At 38.1% G+C, this 18,960-nt stretch carries 19 protein-coding genes; 10 read left to right on the top strand and 9 right to left on the bottom strand.

Annotated features, from left to right (window positions below):
• The first annotated feature begins 59 nt into the window (after positions 1-59).
• Genes QUF91_RS23535 through yhaM form a run of 3 tightly spaced genes read left to right on the top strand, consistent with a single transcriptional unit; the run spans position 60 to position 5,106 of the window.
• Positions 60-1,274 (top strand): metallophosphoesterase family protein, encoded by a 1,215-nt coding sequence (locus QUF91_RS23535; RefSeq protein ID WP_289419544.1) that lies wholly within the window; start codon positions 60-62, stop codon positions 1,272-1,274.
• Positions 1,271-4,171: an ATP-binding protein gene (locus QUF91_RS23530; RefSeq protein WP_289419542.1), complete on the top strand. Its 2,901-nt coding sequence runs from the start codon at positions 1,271-1,273 to the stop codon at positions 4,169-4,171. Before QUF91_RS23535 ends, QUF91_RS23530 begins: the two co-directional genes overlap by 4 nt.
• Positions 4,168-5,106, top strand: a complete 939-nt coding sequence (gene yhaM / locus QUF91_RS23525) for a 3'-5' exoribonuclease YhaM (RefSeq protein WP_285396347.1) — start codon at positions 4,168-4,170, stop codon at positions 5,104-5,106. Before QUF91_RS23530 ends, yhaM begins: the two co-directional genes overlap by 4 nt.
• 172 nt (positions 5,107-5,278) lie before the next feature.
• On the opposite strand, the gene QUF91_RS23520 is transcribed toward yhaM, so the two are convergent.
• On the bottom strand, positions 5,279-6,280 hold the full coding sequence (locus tag QUF91_RS23520; RefSeq protein ID WP_289419541.1) for a peptidylprolyl isomerase: 1,002 nt from the start codon (positions 6,278-6,280) through the stop codon (positions 5,279-5,281).
• 144 nt (positions 6,281-6,424) lie between these two features.
• Here QUF91_RS23520 and QUF91_RS23515 point away from each other — a divergent pair, with 144 nt between their 5' ends.
• Positions 6,425-6,541 carry a YjcZ family sporulation protein gene (locus QUF91_RS23515; protein ID WP_289419540.1) on the top strand — a complete coding sequence of 39 codons (117 nt, stop codon included), beginning with the start codon at positions 6,425-6,427 and terminating at the stop codon, positions 6,539-6,541.
• Between the two features lie 365 nt (positions 6,542-6,906).
• On the opposite strand, the gene QUF91_RS23510 is transcribed toward QUF91_RS23515, so the two are convergent.
• On the bottom strand, positions 6,907-7,092 hold the full coding sequence (locus tag QUF91_RS23510; RefSeq protein ID WP_285396350.1) for a hypothetical protein: 186 nt from the start codon (positions 7,090-7,092) through the stop codon (positions 6,907-6,909).
• Positions 7,093-7,162: 70 nt separating this feature from the next.
• Complete coding sequence (locus QUF91_RS23505; RefSeq protein WP_289419539.1) at positions 7,163-7,708, bottom strand: DUF3267 domain-containing protein; 546 nt, start codon at positions 7,706-7,708, stop codon at positions 7,163-7,165.
• Positions 7,709-7,766: 58 nt separating this feature from the next.
• Here QUF91_RS23505 and QUF91_RS23500 point away from each other — a divergent pair, with 58 nt between their 5' ends.
• Positions 7,767-7,973, top strand: coding sequence for a hypothetical protein (locus QUF91_RS23500; RefSeq protein WP_285396352.1), 207 nt, complete (start codon positions 7,767-7,769; stop codon positions 7,971-7,973).
• Between the two features lie 245 nt (positions 7,974-8,218).
• On the opposite strand, the gene QUF91_RS23495 is transcribed toward QUF91_RS23500, so the two are convergent.
• The 4 genes from QUF91_RS23495 to QUF91_RS23480 form a co-directional block, all read right to left on the bottom strand.
• Entirely contained in the window at positions 8,219-8,779 is a 561-nt protein-coding gene (locus QUF91_RS23495) for an HTH-type transcriptional regulator Hpr (RefSeq protein WP_289419536.1), read from the bottom strand.
• A 156-nt stretch (positions 8,780-8,935) separates the two neighbouring features.
• Positions 8,936-9,331, bottom strand: coding sequence for a YtxH domain-containing protein (locus QUF91_RS23490; protein WP_289419535.1), 396 nt, complete (start codon positions 9,329-9,331; stop codon positions 8,936-8,938).
• A 160-nt stretch (positions 9,332-9,491) separates the two neighbouring features.
• The gene (locus QUF91_RS23485) at positions 9,492-10,022 is read right to left on the bottom strand and encodes a tryptophan transporter (protein ID WP_285396355.1); all 531 of its coding nucleotides are present in this window, start codon (positions 10,020-10,022) and stop codon (positions 9,492-9,494) included.
• A 186-nt stretch (positions 10,023-10,208) separates the two neighbouring features.
• Positions 10,209-10,622, bottom strand: a complete 414-nt coding sequence (locus QUF91_RS23480; RefSeq protein ID WP_285396356.1) for an HIT family protein — start codon at positions 10,620-10,622, stop codon at positions 10,209-10,211.
• Between the two features lie 104 nt (positions 10,623-10,726).
• Between QUF91_RS23480 and QUF91_RS23475 the strand changes: the two genes are divergently transcribed.
• Together QUF91_RS23475 and QUF91_RS23470 are read left to right on the top strand one after the other, a co-directional pair.
• Positions 10,727-11,476, top strand: coding sequence for an ABC transporter ATP-binding protein (locus QUF91_RS23475; protein WP_289419534.1), 750 nt, complete (start codon positions 10,727-10,729; stop codon positions 11,474-11,476).
• Positions 11,460-12,644: an ABC transporter permease gene (locus QUF91_RS23470; RefSeq protein WP_289419533.1), complete on the top strand. Its 1,185-nt coding sequence runs from the start codon at positions 11,460-11,462 to the stop codon at positions 12,642-12,644. The genes QUF91_RS23475 and QUF91_RS23470 overlap by 17 nt, the downstream gene beginning before the upstream one ends.
• A 247-nt stretch (positions 12,645-12,891) precedes the next feature.
• On the opposite strand, the gene QUF91_RS23465 is transcribed toward QUF91_RS23470, so the two are convergent.
• Positions 12,892-14,052 carry an amidohydrolase gene (locus tag QUF91_RS23465; RefSeq protein ID WP_289419532.1) on the bottom strand — a complete coding sequence of 387 codons (1,161 nt, stop codon included), beginning with the start codon at positions 14,050-14,052 and terminating at the stop codon, positions 12,892-12,894.
• 543 nt (positions 14,053-14,595) lie between these two features.
• The gene (locus QUF91_RS23460; protein ID WP_285396360.1) at positions 14,596-15,114 is read right to left on the bottom strand and encodes an antibiotic biosynthesis monooxygenase family protein; all 519 of its coding nucleotides are present in this window, start codon (positions 15,112-15,114) and stop codon (positions 14,596-14,598) included.
• Positions 15,115-15,368: 254 nt separating this feature from the next.
• Here QUF91_RS23460 and hemE point away from each other — a divergent pair, with 254 nt between their 5' ends.
• From hemE to hemY, 3 genes are all read left to right on the top strand, one after another.
• The gene (hemE, locus tag QUF91_RS23455) at positions 15,369-16,418 is read left to right on the top strand and encodes a uroporphyrinogen decarboxylase (protein ID WP_285396361.1); all 1,050 of its coding nucleotides are present in this window, start codon (positions 15,369-15,371) and stop codon (positions 16,416-16,418) included.
• Between the two features lie 161 nt (positions 16,419-16,579).
• Positions 16,580-17,500 (top strand): ferrochelatase, encoded by a 921-nt coding sequence (gene hemH, locus QUF91_RS23450; protein WP_289419530.1) that lies wholly within the window; start codon positions 16,580-16,582, stop codon positions 17,498-17,500.
• 14 nt (positions 17,501-17,514) lie between these two features.
• Positions 17,515-18,942 carry a protoporphyrinogen oxidase gene (gene hemY / locus QUF91_RS23445; RefSeq protein ID WP_285396364.1) on the top strand — a complete coding sequence of 476 codons (1,428 nt, stop codon included), beginning with the start codon at positions 17,515-17,517 and terminating at the stop codon, positions 18,940-18,942.
• Positions 18,943-18,960 lie beyond the last annotated feature (18 nt).

The raw sequence follows: 18,960 nt of genomic DNA, 5'->3' as shown, positions 1-18,960 counted from the left end.
TTTTCGAGTGATAACAGATGACGCCAAGATGCAAATTATCTACTACTTGAGGTGATGAGATGTCAGCAATTCGTTTTTTCCATACGGCGGATTTACATTTAGATAGTCCATTTAAGGGCTTATTTGGTTTGCCTGATAATAATTTAAAAAAAGTTCGAACAAGTACTTTTGAAGCTTTTGATAAAATTATTCAGAAAGCCATTCAGGAGAAACCTGATTTTTTACTAATTGTCGGTGATATATATGATGGGGAAAATCGTAGTTTACAGGCACAAAGACGATTTCAAGAGGCGATGGAAAAACTTTTTCAGCATAATATTCCTGTTATTTTAAGCTATGGTAATCACGATCACTTAAATGGTGCTTGGACTCGCTTTGCCTTACCTAGCAATGTGTATGAGTTACCAGCGGAAACTAGTGTTGTACAGTTAAAAATACGTGGTCAGCAAGTCAATATTTATGGCTTCAGCTATGGTGAACGTCATATAAAGAAATCAATGATCGATAGTTATCCAATTGCACAGGACCAGCATGTTATTCATATTGGAATGCTTCATGGCAGTGAAGCTAGCGATACTACCCATGATGTTTATGCCCCTTTCACAAAAGATCAACTTCTTGAAAAAAACTATCATTACTGGGCTTTAGGACATATTCATAAACGACAACTTTTACATCAAAATCCACCGATTGTTTATCCAGGCAATATTCAAAGTCGACATCGGAAAGAGCAGGGGGTAAAAGGCTTTTATGACGTAACATTGTCCACAACCACCACGGACCTGGAATTTGTACCGACTTCAGCTGTTGTATATAACACGGTAGAGGTGGATTGTACGAATGTGTTTCATGCAAATGAACTACTAGGGAAATGTGAAGAGGCATTAACGCTCAATCGTCAGGAGTATGGGGCATCCGTTGTTGAACTTCACTTAAAAAATATAGATGAACAATCACAATCTTTATTTGAACATGCTACAGTAGATGCATGGCTAGAAACTATTAGAGAAGCAGAGGATGGGATTGAACCGATGTGCTGGGTGCAAAAGCTCGTGTTACATCAATCGTCAGTATTGTTTGAGCATACTGCTGCAACTAAATCTGTGATGAACTTAATGGAGCAATGGGATATTTCAGAATGGAAGGATATTTTAAAGGATTTGTACCAACATGCGGGTGGTGCAAGACTCATTGACCCTTTAACAGAACAGGATATAAAAAATTTAATGCACAACGCACAAGAATTATTAACTGAAGAAATTCAAAGGGCGTGAATAACATACTAACGATACAAAAAATCCAAATTTATGGCTTTGGCAAGCATGAAAACATCACAATTTCCTTACATGAAGGTGTTACCATTTTTTATGGTATGAATGAAGCGGGTAAAACAACTATTCAACAGTTTATTTTACAAGTGCTTTTTGGTTTTCCTACGAAGCAGCAAACGCAACGTAAATATGAGCCAAAGATATCTACTAAATTTGGTGGTCAGCTAACAATTTTGCATCCGACTTATGGGCAATGCACCATAGAACGTGTTAAAGGGAAGGCAGTCGGAGATGTTACAGTTTATCTGGAAGACGGAACAACAGGGCATGAAGAGCTTCTAGCAAAACTACTATATGGCTATTCAAGAGCATCCTTTGAGTCGATTTTTTCTTTTTCATTACATGAGCTACAGGGCATTGAAAAAATGTCAGAAGAAGAGCTGACACATTTGTTGCTTGCCTCTGGGACAACAGGGATTCAGCAGTTATCGTCTCTAGAAAAGAAATTGGACAAAGATGCTAGTGAGCTTTTTAAAAAATCAGGTAAGGTGCCGCTCATTAATCAAAAATTGGAGCATTTAAAAAAGCTAGAACGCACAATTAAACAAGAACAAGGCAATATTCAGACCTTTGAGGATAAATTATTGCAATTACAACAGCTCGATCAAAGGCTAGAAGGGTTATATAACCAGCAAAAAAAACAGCAACAAAATTGGCAGCAGCTAACAATTCTTAAGCAGGCGATGCCACTTCTAAAGCAGCAAAAGGCTTTTGAACAAACGCTAAAAAGTTATGGACATGTGCAGTTTCCGCCAGAAGGCATCCGGCGTTATGAGCAATTAAAGGATCGCCTTATGCATGAAACACTACAAATGGAGCAGTTGAAGGAGCAGTATCAGGCATTACAAAATAAACTGCAGTTAACAGTGGACGAGCAAACTATTACTGAAATGGCTCGACTTTTGAATAAGGAAGCAACATGGAATCAGGTAGTTGTGAAGGAACAAAACTTGATGGATGAGCTGTATTTACTCGAGCAAGAAATAGAAGCACAATTTCGTTTATTAGGTGTACAGGAAAAAACAGCACAAGATATTCTGCTTGAGGAAACAGTATCATTACAGCAAGAGGAACAATTTCAACGGCAATTAAGCCTATTAGAAGAAGCGGAAGAAGAACTAAAATTTCATCTGCGTTCGCTGGAGCAAATACATGCAGAATTAGATACGATTGCTCAACAGAAACAACAACTTAAACAGGAGTCATTATCTACTGAGGAAGAACATATTTTAGCACAGTGGCCTCAGCGTAAGCGAAAGCTTGATCAATTGCGTTATGGAAGGTCACAACGCTCGAAACAGCAACAACCAAGTGTATTTATATTTATTGTGTTAGCAATAAGTGTACTGTCGTTTATTTATGGTGTTTTTGAAAAAAATGTGGCTGTAATCGTCATAGGGGCGGTTATGTCATTGTTTATTATTTTATATTTAAAATTTGCTAGACAAGCACATGAAGCGCCAAGTAAACAATCTAGTCAGGAAATACGTGAGTTAGAGCAGGAGGAAAATATTGCTCAAGCCATACTGCTAAAAAAACAAAGACTTGAGGATCGCTGGTTACATGTAAATGAGCAACAGCAAGAAAAAGAACGGCACTATGTGAAACTTGAATATAAAATTCAGCAGGCTGAGCAGGTGAGTGCAGAAGTCACTCAGTCGCTTCAACAATTTTTACGGCGTTATCGGCTAGAGGAGAATGTACCAAAAACATTATTACCAGAGCTGTTTATGCGCATTCGTGGTGTTCAAGAGCTGGCAGCGAAAAAGAAGAGTACATGTACCCTACTACAATCGATACAAGCGGAAAAAAATGAGTTATTAGAACAAGCGCAGCGAGTGTTAAAGGCAGAATATAGTGAGCGGGAAATCTTTATGCATTTACGCACTACATTCCTTACTTTGCAGCAGGAGCAGCAAGTGTCCGAACAATCAAAAGAGCAGTTGACTAGCCTTCAGACCAAAATTCAAGGAGTACAATCTCATATAGAGAGCTATGAGTCTGAAATTACTCAGTTATTTAATGCTGCAAATGTTCAATCAGAGAAGGTTTACTATGAGACTCATGAACAATTTGAGCTACAGCAAAAAATAAAGACAGAACTTCAAACAATTCAGAGTCAGCTTATTTCACTGGATGTAGACAACGAGCAGTTATTGATAGACGAAGAACAGCTTCATGAAAAAATGCTTGCTTTAGAAGAGGAGCGGGACGCATTGCAGTTATCAATAGATCATTGCATAGAACAACGAGCGACGCTACAAATTCAAAAGGAGAATCTTCTAAACGATGAGAAATACGGTCAGTTGCTTCAACAGTTTGAACAAGAGAAATCAGTGTTGCAGCAGCTGATAGGACAATGGACTGCAAAAAAGGCATTGGCTACTGCGATACATGAAACATTATTCCGCCTGAGAGAAGAAAAATTACCACATGTTTTGACAGAGGTTAATGCAATGTTTAATTTGTTAACAGGTGGACGTTACGATAAGCTTTTAATTAATGATGAAGGCTATTTTGTTGCACAGGATGTTTCTGGATTACGTTATCAAATGGCAGAACTATCACAGGCAACGAAGGAGCAAGCTTATATTTCGTTACGCATGGCACTAGCTAAAACACTTACAGCTTCTGCTCCATTTCCATTTATTATGGATGATCCTTTTGTCCATTTTGATCGAAACCGTACAGACAAAATGGTACAATTAATGAAAGAAGTAGGGTATGAACGTCAGATTTTATATTTTACTTGCCATGACGCGATGCTCGAGCATTGGCAGAAAGACCAAATTGTCGATGTAGGGGCACTAGCAAATGAAAGGGGAGTGGCGTCAACATGAAGGGTATTACGACGCTCCAGGTTGGAGAATCAGTTGATCAATTTTTATTAATTAAACAAGCGACAAAAGGGGTTACCACAGTTGGAAAGCCATTTATGTCACTGTTATTACAAGATAAAAGTGGAGATATTGAGGCAAAGCTATGGGATACAAATGAAGAGCACGAAAAAACGTACCACGCTGAGGCAATTGTACGTGTAGGTGGAGAAATTCATGACTACCGCGGCAAAAATCAATTGCGTATAAAAGCAATCCGTGTAGCAAAACCAGAGGAGGGAATTGCTATTAATGATTTAGTTCCTTCCGCAGCAACTCCAAAAGAACAATTATATGAAGAGTTAACGCAATTTTTCTTTGATATTAAAAATCCAAATATATCACGAATTACCCGAGCAACTATTAAAAAACATCAGGATGCTATTTTAGTATATCCAGCTGCAACGAAAAATCATCATGATTATGCATCAGGCTTACTAGATCATATGGTGTCAATGTTGAGACTTGGTAAAGCCATTGCTGATCTATATCCTACATTAAATAGAGATTTGTTATATGCAGGAATTATTTTACATGATATTGGTAAGGTTGTTGAGTTATCAGGACCAGTTGCAACAATGTATACTGTTGAGGGGAATTTACTAGGCCATATTACGATTATGGTTAATGAAATCGCTATGATTGCTAGTGAACTAGAGATCGAGGGCGAAGAAGTAATGCTATTGCAACATATGGTGCTATCTCACCACGGTAAAGAAGAATGGGGCAGCCCGAAAAAACCGATGATTCAAGAAGCGGAAATTTTGCATTATATTGATAATATTGATGCGAAGATGAACATGTTAACACGAGCACTTGGCAAAACAGCACCAGGAGAATTTACGGAGAGACTATTCCCACTTGATAATCGATCGTTTTATAAGCCAACTATTAAGTAAATATAGATTTGAGGTTCATCACTGTTTGGGGATGTTTGTAAAGCTGTCTTAAATCAAAAAAATGAATCCTTTTCATTTGCTTTGATAGAATAACTTTATTTCAAAAAAACAGCATACAAAAAGGGTTACGCCTGTATTAGCGTAACCCTTTTTCATATAGTAAAAATAACAACTATTTAGATTCTGTATCTTCAGATTTGTCTTTGTTATCTTCAGATTTATCTTTGTTATCTTTATTTTCTTTAGCCGCTTTTTCTTCAGCTTTTTTAGCGTCTTCTTCAGCTTTTTTAGCTTGTTCTTCACTTGTTGTTGAAAGGGCGTCTATAGCTGCTTTGAATTCTTTATCAGATGTTTTTACATCAGCGTCCTTCGCAAGATTTGCAACGATATCTTTAATGATCTTCTGATCTTCACCTGTATTCTTTAATTTACCTAGCATTTGTGTACGAATGTTATCTTCTTCGTCTTTGAATGAGCCAACACCTTTTACATCACGCTTGTCCGTAATTTCAATAATGTGGTAACCAAAGCTTGTTTTTACAGGTTCGCTTAATGTCTTTAAAGGAAGGGCATAAGCAGCATCATTAAATTCTTCTACCATTGCGCCAACAGAGAACCAGCCTAGCTCTCCGCCTTTTGCAGCAGAGCCAGTATCAGTTGAGTATTCTTTTGCTACGTCCGCAAAAGGTGCGCCGCCTTTAATTTTGGCAATAACTTCATTAGCAGTTTTCTCATCTGCCACTAAAATATGACGACCATTTAACTCTGTTTTCATTTGCTCATAATATTTTTTTACATCCTCTTCTTTAATAGCTTTATCTTTTAAAGCTTTTTCTTGAAGAAGTGGGAAGCGTAAAGTTTCTTTAAAGTCTTTTTCAGTTAAGCCATTTTCTTTAAGAACTTTGTCAAAGTTACCACCGAATTGCGAAGCCATTGCGTCATAAGCTTCTTGGATTTCTTTATCTGTTACTTCGTACTTATCAGCTAATAATTTTTCAGACACCATTTGTTGTATTATAGCAGGGCCTGCTAAAGTTTTTGCTGTTTCATTAAAGTCAGCAACTGAAATGTCGCCTGCTTTTGAAGTAACAATCGTTTCTTTGTCTCCTCCGCTACAAGCACCGAGCGCTAGTACCGAAGCGGCTAATGTTACAGATAAAACTGTCTTTTTCATAGTAGATATTCTCTCCTAACGTGGTTTCGTCCATTGCTTACTATAACATAAACGTATTAAAAACAAAATGGTTCCCCCCTTGAGTATAGCCTATATTTCTAATTTTGAAGCGCATAGGATATAGAAAAGAAAGGGGGTGAAGTTATGGGCAGCGGAGGATACGGCGGCGGTGGCGGCGGCTATGGTTCAGGCTCAAGCTTTGCTTTAATAGTCGTGTTATTTATTTTATTAATTATTGTTGGTGCAGCGTTCCTATACTAATTGATAAAATGAAACTTCATTCAGAGGGGTTCATTTCCCTCTTCTCTAAAGGATAGAGGTCATATCTTGTGAAAACGCTTGTGTGACCAACATCCTGGTGGCATGATTTACTGGCAGTCGCTCCCAAATACTCTGATTTACCCCGATCAGTTTGAAGTCGAGTCTTACTGCCGGTTATATGTAGGTTAAAATGGCGAAAAGCTAAGGATTTAATCGTCCTTAGCTTTTCTTAACAATATAAGGCATTCGCGCGCACGCTTGGGGTCGCGTCCCAAAAATAAGATTGGTAAGAACGCGATGTCACATGGGGTGTCAAACTTACCTCCATGCGAGCAAACGGGCGCGGCTGCACTTTTTCTTTTTAACTATACAGCATATAAAATTTCAATATAAAATGAGACAAGTAAAATTGTAATCAGTATATTTATAGTTCGGAATATTTTTGGCTGTTTTTCTTCGGGAATTTCACGTCGCATGCACAGTGCATAAGTCATGCGGTTTATTTGAAATAAATAGAATACCGAGAATAGAACTACAATCATTAATAGCAAGTCTATTCCTCCCCTCTTTCAGTATTAATAGCATAACAAAAAACGTTCATAAAACACAAGTACAAGCAATTTAGAGAATAGTGGGCGGCACTAAAATTTCATAGCCCTTTGGTGTCTCTTCAATTTGGGAGTCTTTAGGTGAATTCAATAAATATTTCACATACAAAATATCAATTAAACATAGACTACAATGGTAAGCTAAAAGCAATGTGCCGTAATGGGTATATGCAGGGAATAGCAATGTACCAATTAAAATACCTGTATTTATAACAATAAATGGCGTGAGTAAAGCTAAAATATAACGATTTTTCGATAAAGGCTCCTGAATACGCATGTGTAGAACAGGAATAACATAAAATTGGGTACGCACACGTAATTTTAAATGTTGACGTAAATCATACAATGCTAGAAAGTGAAAGCATTTATGAATTGGATAGAGTGCTAATATAGCAATAACAAATAGCCATAATAAATGATCGGTATAGTGCTCGTCATTAAATAAATTAAGTGTTACATAGGAAAGAGAAAAGACGGTTAAAAAAACAATTACAGACATTAGTATGATACGCGTTGTTCCGTAATGATGTTCTAGGTTTAAAATTTTCCAACAATGCATGGTTTATCAACTCCGTAATAGGAAGGGTCCTATTTAATGTAAATTGATTTATGTTAGAATGCAAGAAAAAGGAGGTATCTCAGAAATTTCTGAAATACCTCTTTTAGCATTTATCTTCTCTCACTTTAACTTCTTTCAGCAAATGTCTTTTGTAGCGAAAGCAAAGCGTCAGCTACAGAAGTCTCCCACCTCTATAGGTAATGAGATGAATGCGAATTTAAGTTACTTTTCAGCGGGTGTCCAAACACCCGCTGAAAGAAGTTAAGCCTCTGGCCGATGTCACGGAATCGGAAAGGAGTGCTTAGGGGATGTTAGCCTAAAATCATCGCATCCATGCGATAACGGCTAACTGACCTGCATCGTGCAGGCCTAAGCTCAAAGCCGATTCCGGACGCAATTATGCCGAGGCATAATTGATTGGTCAGTAAGAAGCATTTCCATGATAAAATCGAGACTGAGTCTGTACTGCCTTCATGAATAACGGACCTTAAAAGCTCGATTAGCTCACTTTCATCCTTTTACAGTTGAACGTTCTTCCATCGTGTCCAAGGAATTACGGAAGTGCTGGAAGGAACGCTCGAAGATGTCGATGAAGTCTTCTCCGTATATATTACGAATAACAGCCATAACATCTAAAAATTCTGGGAAGCGTCCGTATAAGTCTTTTAAAGCTAACGAGCCTTCAAGCACAGAATGATACGTATTATGATAATTATTGTTCATTTCAATAATAAGGTCTGTACCTGCTTCTGTTAACTCAACATACGTATTACGTTTGTCGTCATCCCGCTTTGAAAACTTTAGGAATCCACGCTCTTCTAACTTCTTAGAAAAATTAAATGCAGTCGAAACGTGCATAACCCCAAACTTTGCTACATCGGAAATCGAAGCCCCTTTTAAATGATACGAAATCCATAAAATATGATGTTCGTTAATATTTAAATCGTAGGGTTTAATCCATTGCTGCCAATCTTTTTCAACCGCTTTCCATAAGGCTTTTGATAATTGCGCAATTCTTTGACTATAAAGCATCGCTTCTTTTTGAGTATATAATTCCTCTGACAAAGCCATCACCTACTGCTTTCTTTAACATTTTAAAAATATTATAGCAATAAAGAAAAAAAGTTTAAAGTTAGAAAAATTAAAAAATTGAAAAGTGGTTAAAAAATGATATTATAGCAATTATTTTTAATAAAAATATAGATTTTCTAGTGGTCATGGAGGGCTTTAGTCGCTAATTTTTTCTTGTGACTTTTTCCCTTTTTCTGTGAAATGTGCGACATTTTTCTCGATTTCGCTTATTGAATTCTGTAATGCTTCTATTTCTTGTTGTAAGTTATTCTTTGACGGCTCGATTTCTTCTGTAAATGTAGCTATTGTTTGTTTTAAATCATTTACTATTTGTGGTATATTATTTTTCACTTCAATTGTTAATGAATTAACGGATTGTTTCACTGTGTCTACTTGCTGCTTCACATCTAAAAGTTTGTCCTTAGTACTTTCAGCATTTGCTCGCAAATTAGCGCGTAATTGTTGTCCTGATTGAGGAGTTGAAAAAAGTACAGCGATTGTCCCGCCGACAATCCCAGCTGTCAGTCCAAATAAAAATGGTTTTGCTTTCATATTGAATACCTCATTTCTATAATTGTTATGTGTTATCTACTATTAAACCATGAAATGCACAGATACAAAAAGAAAAAAGAAACTAAACGAGTGATTTTGTATCACAGTTTAGCTTCCTTTGTTAGATTAAAGTGCATTTTCTAGCTTATGCAGCTTTTTGTTAAATTGAAATAGCTGTCTTGAATTTAGAACGTTTCACTAATTTTGCAACTATAGGATAAATAATTGCAAAAGCGATGACATTAAATGCTACAGCAGGTAGTACAACACCTACAAAAAGAACAGCGAATGTTGCACCAACATTTGCGTTGAACACAAAAAGTGCTACTGCTAAAAAGACAGTTCCAGATAAAATTGTTCCTAAACCAACTAAGCTAGCTGATACGACGAAATTGTTTACCAATTTTTTTAGTACAAGTAAGGCAATTAAAAAGACAAAACCTGTAACTGCTTTATCGATAATATTTGGAACAAGGCCAGCCGGAAACGTTGTAAACAATCCGGAAAGTACACCTGTCACTAAAGAAAGTAAAAACGTTTCTTTAACAGTAGGGAACAATAAAATGCCAATAAACATCATTGTTAGCATGAAATCAGGCTTCATACCGTTTACCATACCTGGTGTAACTACATAAAGTGCAGCACCGACACCAACTAAAAGTGCCATTAAAACTAAATTCTTTGTATTCATTTCTAATCTCTCCTCAACTAAGCTAATCTATTTGTCTCCTAACGTGTCCTCATGACCGTTAGCGAAACTTATTTGTGATTGTACGATAAATACAAGTAAATTGCAATATACTATTCTGATAATTCAAGTGTTTGCCATTTAACTTCTTTTCGATTCCGGACGTAATTATGCCGAGGTATAATTGATTTAAAGGTTGGCTTTAATGCTTTCTGCAACGTCACTTAATTGCTCTGGTGTATATTTTTGTGTTTGCCAAATTAAGCCCAAACCTTCTTTTTCATCGTAACGCGGAATAAAATGTAAGTGGTAGTGGAAAACAGTTTGTCCAGCTGCAGCACCGTTATTATTAATTGTATTCAGTCCAATTGGATTAAAAGCAGCTTTAATAGCATTTGCAATTTTCGGTGCTACTGCATATAAATTGCTAGCTACATCCGCAGGCATTTCAAATAGATCCTTACAGTGATGTTTTGGGATTAATAGTGTATGACCTTTTGCTACAGGCGAAATGTCAGTAAATGCATAGACATGTTCGTCTTCATAAATTTTTGTACTCGGAATGGATCCATCAATGATTTTGCAAAATAGGCAATCGCTCATTTGAAAATTCCCCCTTATTTTATATGTAAGTACATTCTATCACACTCATAACTGTATCATTTGCTAATTTTTGATAAAATATAAACAAGAAGAGGAGTGAGGGTATGACGGTATTAGAGGTACAACATGTGACAGGTGGTTATACAAGAAAGCCTGTAATTAAAGATTTATCATTTACAATTGAAAAAGGAGAGTTGGTTGGCTTAATCGGCTTGAACGGTGCTGGTAAAAGTACAACGATTAAGCATATTATTGGAACGATGCTTCCAAAAGAAGGAGACATTCGTTTAAATGGTGTGACGTTAAAGGAAAATACGGACAAGTATCGTACAGCATTTTCTTATATTCCTGAAACACCTGTATTATACGATGAGCTAACATTACGTGAACATTTAGAATTAACTGCAATGGCTTACGGGTTAGATGAAGCAACGCTTGCAGCACGTTCGCAATTATTATTAAAGGAATTTCGAATGGAAAAACGACTTAATTGGTTCCCATCGCATTTCTCAAAAGGGATGCGTCAAAAGGTTATGATTATGTGCGCTTTTTTAGTCAATCCAAGTCTTTACATTATTGATGAGCCTTTTGTGGGACTCGATCCGCTTGGGATTCAATCCTTGCTTGATCAGATGGATGAAAAGAAAAAAGAGGGCGCTTCTATATTAATGTCGACGCATATTTTATCGACCGCTGAAAAGCATTGTGACCGCATAATTTTATTGCATGAAGGTCGTGTGCGGGCACAAGGAACAATGGAAGATCTACGAAAGGCATTTGCGATGCCAAATGCGACATTAGATGACTTATATATTGCAATGACAAAGGAGCGCGACCATGAAGAACTTGCGTGATGTATGGTCCTCTCGCTTCATGCATTATATAGGTGAAGTGCAAAAATATATGCGATTTATTTTTACGGGGCATATAGCGATTGTACTAGTATTTCTTATTGGAGCAGGGGGCTATCAATATAGTGAATGGCTGAAAATCGTACAGCCTGATTTTCCAGCAGTGGTTTTAATTGCAGTGGTAGTGGGGATTTTACTAGCATTTAGTCGTCCAACTTCACTTTTGAGAGAGCCAGACCAAGTATATTTATTACCTTTAGAATCAAAAATGTCACAGTATTTTAAAAAGGCATTAGCGTGGACGTTTTGGTCACAAATTTGGGTTGTAGCGATAGTTTATATCGTTAGTATTCCTTTATTAAAGGCTGTTACTGAATTAACAACATTTGAGATTTGGTCAGTTTTCTTCCTTATTATTGTATTGAAGTATTTGAGCGTTCAAGGTGAATTTAGCTATCGTTATAGTGAACGTGGTCAAATGATTTGGGTGGACAGGCTAATTCGAGCTGTTATCTTTGGTGTTGCTGTGTATATGGGGCTTAATATGCAACTCATTTTAGTACTTGTTGCTGTTGCTATTGGGTGTGTGTATATTGTTATATTTAAGAAAAAATGTGCTGGTGAGCCTGTACCGTACGAGCATTTTGTGAAGCTAGAACAAAATCGCATGATGAGCTTCTATCGTTTTGCTAATTATTTCACAGACGTTCCGCATTTACGTGGAAGCATCCGCCGTCGTGGTTGGCTTGACTGGATTTACAAATTTGTGTCGTACAAGAAGGACAATGCTCAAAAGTACTTAGTGTTCCGGACATTTGTGCGTACAGACGATCATTTTTATTTATGGTTACGATTAACAGTGATTTCAGCTGTTATTGCAGCCTTTGTAGATATCCCTGTCGTTACATGGATTGTTGCAGGTGCATTGAGCTTTGCTACAACAATACAGTTAAAGCAAGCATTATTAGCAAGCGGTGAATTCCGCATGGACATGCTTTATCCTTTACCAGATGAAGCACGCAAAGAAGCGGTCAAACAAATTGTGCGACTAGCGATGGTAGTTCAAGCTATTATCGTGGGCCTTTGTGGTATCACACAGCCTATGTTTTATGTAACCATTATTATCATTTTGGTTATTAGTGAATTGACTGCTAGAGTCTCGAAATCCTGAATATGATTAATTTCGGCTTATCACCAAAGGGTAGATGCATTTTGTTAAAATGTATGCCATGTGAATAAGTTGATTGGAGTGGAGACTGGGCGACTCCTCGGGTTCACAGCGCCACAGATGAGACCCTGCAGCGAAGCGGCTCATCGGACACCCCAGTCGGAACGGAAATCAACCCACGTTATGGTGATCAGCAAATTATAAAAGCTCATTTCTCCAATTCTTTGATTGGAAAAATGAGCTTTATTTTTTATTCTATTAATTGATAATCTAGTGCTGCTGTTACTAATACCTTTGCAGCAATAAGCATGCCTTTTTCATCTATATCGAATTTTGGATGATGATGTGGTGCATATTCAGCTGGTGCGGCACCAGTAAAGAAGAATGTACCTGGCTTTTCTTCTAAGTAATAAGAGAAATCTTCAGCCCCCATAGTTGCTTCAATCTCAGTAACATCGCAAATATCCTGTGCGATATTACGCACAAACAGTGTTTCCTTCTCATGATTTACAACTGCAGGGTAGCCACGACGATAATTCAGTTTAATTGTACAATCATGCGCAATTTCTGTACCTTGAATAATCCGTTTAAACTCACGTTCCATCGTTTCACGAACATCCTTATTAAATGTTCGAATTGTACCATTTAAATAGGCTGTATCGGCAATAATATTGTCAGCATTAGATGCCACGAATGAACCAACTGACAAAACAGCCGATTCGGTTGGGGCAACACGACGTGCGACAAGCTGTTGTAAATTTATAACAAGCTGAGAGCCAATAACAATCGCATCCTTTGTTTGATCTGGATGAGCGCCATGACCGCCCTGGCCTTGAATTTTTATTTCAAAACTATCAACAGCAGCCATCGTCGGCCCTACGCGGTAGCCAATCATGCCTGTTGGATGGTTAGAAGAAAGATGTGTACCAAAAATGGCATCAACACCATTCAAAGCCCCAGCCTGTACCATCCCAATTGCTCCACCTGGATCAACCTCTTCGGCATGTTGGTGAATTAGTACATATTCTCCAACTAACTCATCGCGCATTTCCCACAATAGCTTACCGATAATTAACAAAGTAGCCGTATGACCATCATGCCCACAAGCATGCATTACGCCAGGCACAGTTGATCTATAGGGTACATCTTTTTCATCTTGTATAGGAAGTGCATCAAAGTCTGCGCGTAAGGCAATTGTTTTGCCAGGCTTGCTTCCTTTAATCCGTGCAATCAGACCATAGCCACTAACATTAGCTTCGACCGGCACGCCTAACTTTTTATAAAATTGAACAATATAATTGGCGGTGTCTTGCTTCTGGAAGCTTAGCTCCGGATGCATATGTAGATGACGGCGAATAGCCACCATTTCATCAAAATGAGCATCGATCTTTTCGAGTAGATGTTGGTTCATAGTAAACCTCCTTAAACAGATTATCTTCAATTGTATTAACAAAATAATAGTTTTATTAACAAGATAAAACGTAGGTCAACACTTTTCACGGGAGAGTACTCGCGGAAGCGTAGCAAATACCCGCGCGCCCGGGGAGAATACCCGCGAAAGCGAAGCAAATACCCGCGCGCCCGAGGAGTATCCGCGGAAGAAGAGTAAATACCCGCGCGCCCGAGGAGAATACCCGCGAAAGCGAAGCAAATACCCGCGCGTCCGGGGAATACCCGCGGAACCGGAGTAAATACCCGCGCGCCCGAGGAGAATACCCGCGGAAGCGAAGCAAATACCCGCGCGCCCGAGGAATACTCGCGAAAACGTAGCAAATACCCGCGCGCCCCGTGAGAATACCCGCGAAAGCGAAGCAAATACCCGCGCGCCGTGAGAATACCCGCGAAAGAGGAGCAAATACCCGCGCGTCCGAGGAGAATACCCGCGAAAGAGGAGCAAATACCCGCGCGTCCGGGGAATACCCGCGGAACCGGAGTAAATACCCGCGCCCCTCAACTAAGCTTCGTCTTCTTCTTTTGGATCGACGCTATAGGTTGTGACATAGGAAGCTGCTGAGAAAATGTTTTGCTGATTTACGCCTGTTGGTTCTTCAAGTTCAGTATGGGCTGATGTAAAGGCGTTTGAGCTTTTCCATGCTTCAAATGAATGAGGACCGTGCCATTGTGTCATAACAATGTAGGTTTCACTGTTTAATGGACGGAGTAGTCGAAATGCTACAAAGCCTGGCTCATCTTCTATAGCGCGTGCTCGGTTTAAAACGCGATGTTCAAAAACTGGTCGACCTTCATCTGTAACGGGAATATTGTTGAAGAAGAAGAAGCCGCGTTCTTCTAAATTATGGACTGAATCTAGTACTTCAAACTTTCGTGGTGTGGCAAATACAGATTTCCCTTCTGTTTCATGTATAAGCACAGAGTTACCTTCTCCGTGTATTAAAATCATTTCTTCTTTTGGATATTTATTTTTTAACTGTTGTAAAAAATCACCTGTACCAGAAGTTAAATAAATATACATAAATTTGCCCTCCTTATGAATGTTCATCTTCATCTTCATTAAATTGATAATCTAGTGTGATTATCTCCATTTAAGTGTAAGTCTAAAGCTTTGTCAAAAAGAAAAAATCTTAGAAAGAACAATTTTATGACATTTCTCTAGGAAAACTATACAATATCAGAGGAAGCGTTTACTATTGAAAACGGATATCAATAATAACGAAATAAACAAGAGAATTTTACGATATAAATTTTATCGAGGGGAAGGAAATATTCATGACAACTTTTAATGATACACTTCTACGTGCTGCACGAGGAGAAAGAACGGAGCATACACCAGTATGGTATATGCGACAAGCAGGACGCTCTCAGCCAGAATATCGTGTAATAAAAGAAAAGTACTCCTTAGAGGAAATTACACATCAACCTGAGCTTTGCGCGTATGTAACGCGTTTACCAGTCGAAAATTACAATGTTGATGCGGCAATTTTATACAAAGATATTGTAACGCCTCTTCCGGGTATTGGTGTAGATGTAGAAATTAAAGCAGGCGTAGGTCCTGTAATTTCAAACCCTATTCGATCTGTCGCTGATATAGAAAAATTAGGTGAATTCAATGCGAAAGAACATACACCATTCGTTTTAGAAACGATTAAATTGTTAACAGAAGAGCAGTTGAATGTACCATTAATTGGCTTTGCTGGGGCGCCGTTCACTCTTGCAAGCTATATGATTGAAGGTGGGCCTTCAAGAAACTATAATAAAACAAAGTCATTTATGGTATCAGAGCCTCAAGCTTGGTTTGCATTAATGGATAAATTAGCTGACATGATTATTTCTGATGTTACTGCCCAAGTTGAAGCGGGAGCAAAGGCGATCCAAGTATTCGATTCTTGGGTTGGTGCTTTAAATGTTGAAGACTATCGTGTTTTCATTAAACCAATTATGACACGTATTTTTGCTGAGTTGAAAAAAGAAAATGTGCCACTTATTCAGTTTGGTGTCGGTGCAAGTCATTTAGCGAAAGAATGGAATGATTTACCGATAGATGTTGTTGGCTTAGATTGGCGTTTACCAATTAAAGAAGCGCGTGCAAACGGTATTACAAAACCAGTTCAAGGTAACTTAGATCCATCGCTATTACTTGCGGATTGGTCTGTTATTGAGAAGCGTACGAAAGATATTATTGATCAAGGTTTAGAAATGCCTGGACATATTTTTAACTTAGGTCATGGTGTATTCCCAGAGGTAGACCCAGAAGTGTTAAAACGCTTAACGACATTAATTCATGAATATAGTGCTCAACAAATCCAAGCACGTTCTTAAATAATGTAGAAGTGACCAAGATTTTAAATCTTATATCCTTTTCTATGAAAGAAGTTCTAATTTCATTCATAAGAAAGGATGCTGTCCAATCTGATGAATTGGACAGCTTCTTTTTGTCACATTAAAGATATAATTTTAACTATTTTAGAGGTGAAAAGTTAATGAAAGAAATTAAAGGCTTATTAGTAATGGCATACGGAACACCCTATAAAGAAGAAGACATCGAACCTTACTATACACATATCCGCCACGGTCGCAAACCATCAGAAGAGCATTTAGAAGATTTACGTAGTCGTTATGAAGCAATCGGTGGTTTATCGCCACTTGCTGCTACTACAAAAGCACAGGCTGAAGCTTTATGTGCGCGCTTAAATGAAGTACAAGATGATGTGGAATACAAATTATTTATCGGTTTAAAGCATATCCATCCATTCATTGAAGATGCTGTAGAAGAAATGGTAGCAGAGGGGATTAAAGAAGCGGTTTCTATCGTATTAGCGCCTCATTTCTCAACGTTCTCTATTAAATCATATAATGGCCGTGCAGTAGAAGCAGCTGCAGGTCGTTTAACATTTACTTCTGTGGAATCTTGGTATGATGAACCAAATTTCATTGAGTATTGGAAAATCAAAGTGAATGAAACATTTCATGCCATGTCTGAGGAAGAACGTGAAAAAGCATGTTTAATTGTGTCTGCACATTCACTTCCAGAGAAAATTAAAGAGTTGGGCGATCCATATGAAGATCAATTAATCGAGACAGCTCGACTAATCCAAGAAGCGACAGGCGTAAAGAATGTAGAAGTTGGCTGGCAATCAGCAGGACAAACACCAGAACCTTGGATCGGTCCAGATGTTCAGGACTTAACGCGTGAACTTTACGAGCAAAAGGGCTTCCGTTCGTTCGTTTACACGCCAGTGGGCTTTGTAACAGAACATTTAGAAGTTTTATATGACAACGATTTTGAATGTAAAGTGGTTTGTGATGAACTTGGCGCGAAATATTATCGTCCGGCAATGCCAAATACACACCCATTATTTATTGATGCAATGGTTGATGCCATTCATAAAAAATTAAGCTAAGCGAAAAGAAAGTGATGATGTTGGTGACTCAGAAAAGACGTAAGGTAGTTGTTGTAGGCGGTGGCATTACTGGCCTCACAGCTGCGTTCTATTTGCAAAAAGAAGCAATCGCAAAAGAATTGCCGTTAGATATCGTACTTGTCGAGTCGTCATTACGTCTTGGCGGAAAAATACAAACACTGAGAAAAGATGGCTTTATTATCGAGCGCGGGCCAGAATCTTTTTTTGATCGTGAGAACTATGTATATGCTTTGGCAAAGGATTTAGGAATTGAACAAGAATTGATTACAAGCAATGCAGGACCGAATTATATTGCTGTTGGTAGTAAATTATATCGAATCCCTAGTAATCTTTTGTCTGGGGCAACACCGCTTATCTCGTCATTTATTACATCAGGTTTGTTTTCACTCAGCGGTAAAGTCCGTGCAGCGGGTGATTTTTTCATCACCCGTTCTGCGCAGGATGATGACCAACCATTGGGGCAATTTTTTAGAAGAAGATTCGGTGCTGAAGTTGTGGAAAATCTAGTAGAACCATTACTTGCAGGAACATTTGCGGGTGATATAGAGCAGTTAAGCATGCGCTTAACATTCCCGCAGCTCTACGAATTAGAACAAAAATATCGTAGTCTACTTATTGGTATGAAAAAGTCTGGTACGAATTTTTTAAGTAACAATCGCATCGAGAAAGATAAGGGGATTTTTCAAACTTTTAATAATGGACTTGAGACACTTATCGAAAAGCTTGAAGAATCACTACTTCCTGGGACAGTTATGAAGGGTGTTAAAGTTGAAGAAATTGAACATGGTAAGGATGGAACTGTCCAAGTTGTGTTAAATAATTTTACACAATTAAAAGCAGATGCTGTTATTATTGCCACACCATTTAATACGGCAAAAAAAATGTTCAACAAACACCAGTTATTAACTGAATTGAGTACGATGAAGGCAGCAACTATTGCTACTGTAACAATGGCCTTTAAAAAAGATCAGTTAGGTGACTTAGATGCATTATCAATTTTTGTCTCTCGAAATAGTGATTTTTCAATAACTTCTTGCACTTGGATTAATAGAAAGTGGCCTGGCACAACACCAAATGATTATGTGCTATTACGCAGTTATATTGGACGAGTGGGTGACGAGGCAGTTGTAGCGTTATCTGATACTGAAATTGAAAAGACTGTATTGCAGGATTTAATGAAAACAATTGGTGTAGATGGAGCACCGTTGATGACAGTAGTTTCTCGCTGGAAAAATGCTATGCCGCAGTATACGGTAGGTCATGAGGCGAAGATAGAGCGTGTAAAGCAAGAATTGCAAGAACATTTTCCAACTGTTAAGCTCTCAGGAAGTTCTTTCGAAGGAATATCAATACCTGAGTGCGTTGAGCAAGGTAAAAACGTTGCTAACAAAATATTAATGGAAATGTTTGAGCAGCAATAAAACTAAAGATGGTTAGTC

Source organism: Lysinibacillus sp. G4S2 (assembly GCF_030348505.1).
In the GTDB taxonomy this organism is placed as follows: Bacteria; Bacillota; Bacilli; order Bacillales_A; family Planococcaceae; genus Lysinibacillus.
This window is presented reverse-complemented; position numbering and strand designations above follow the sequence as displayed.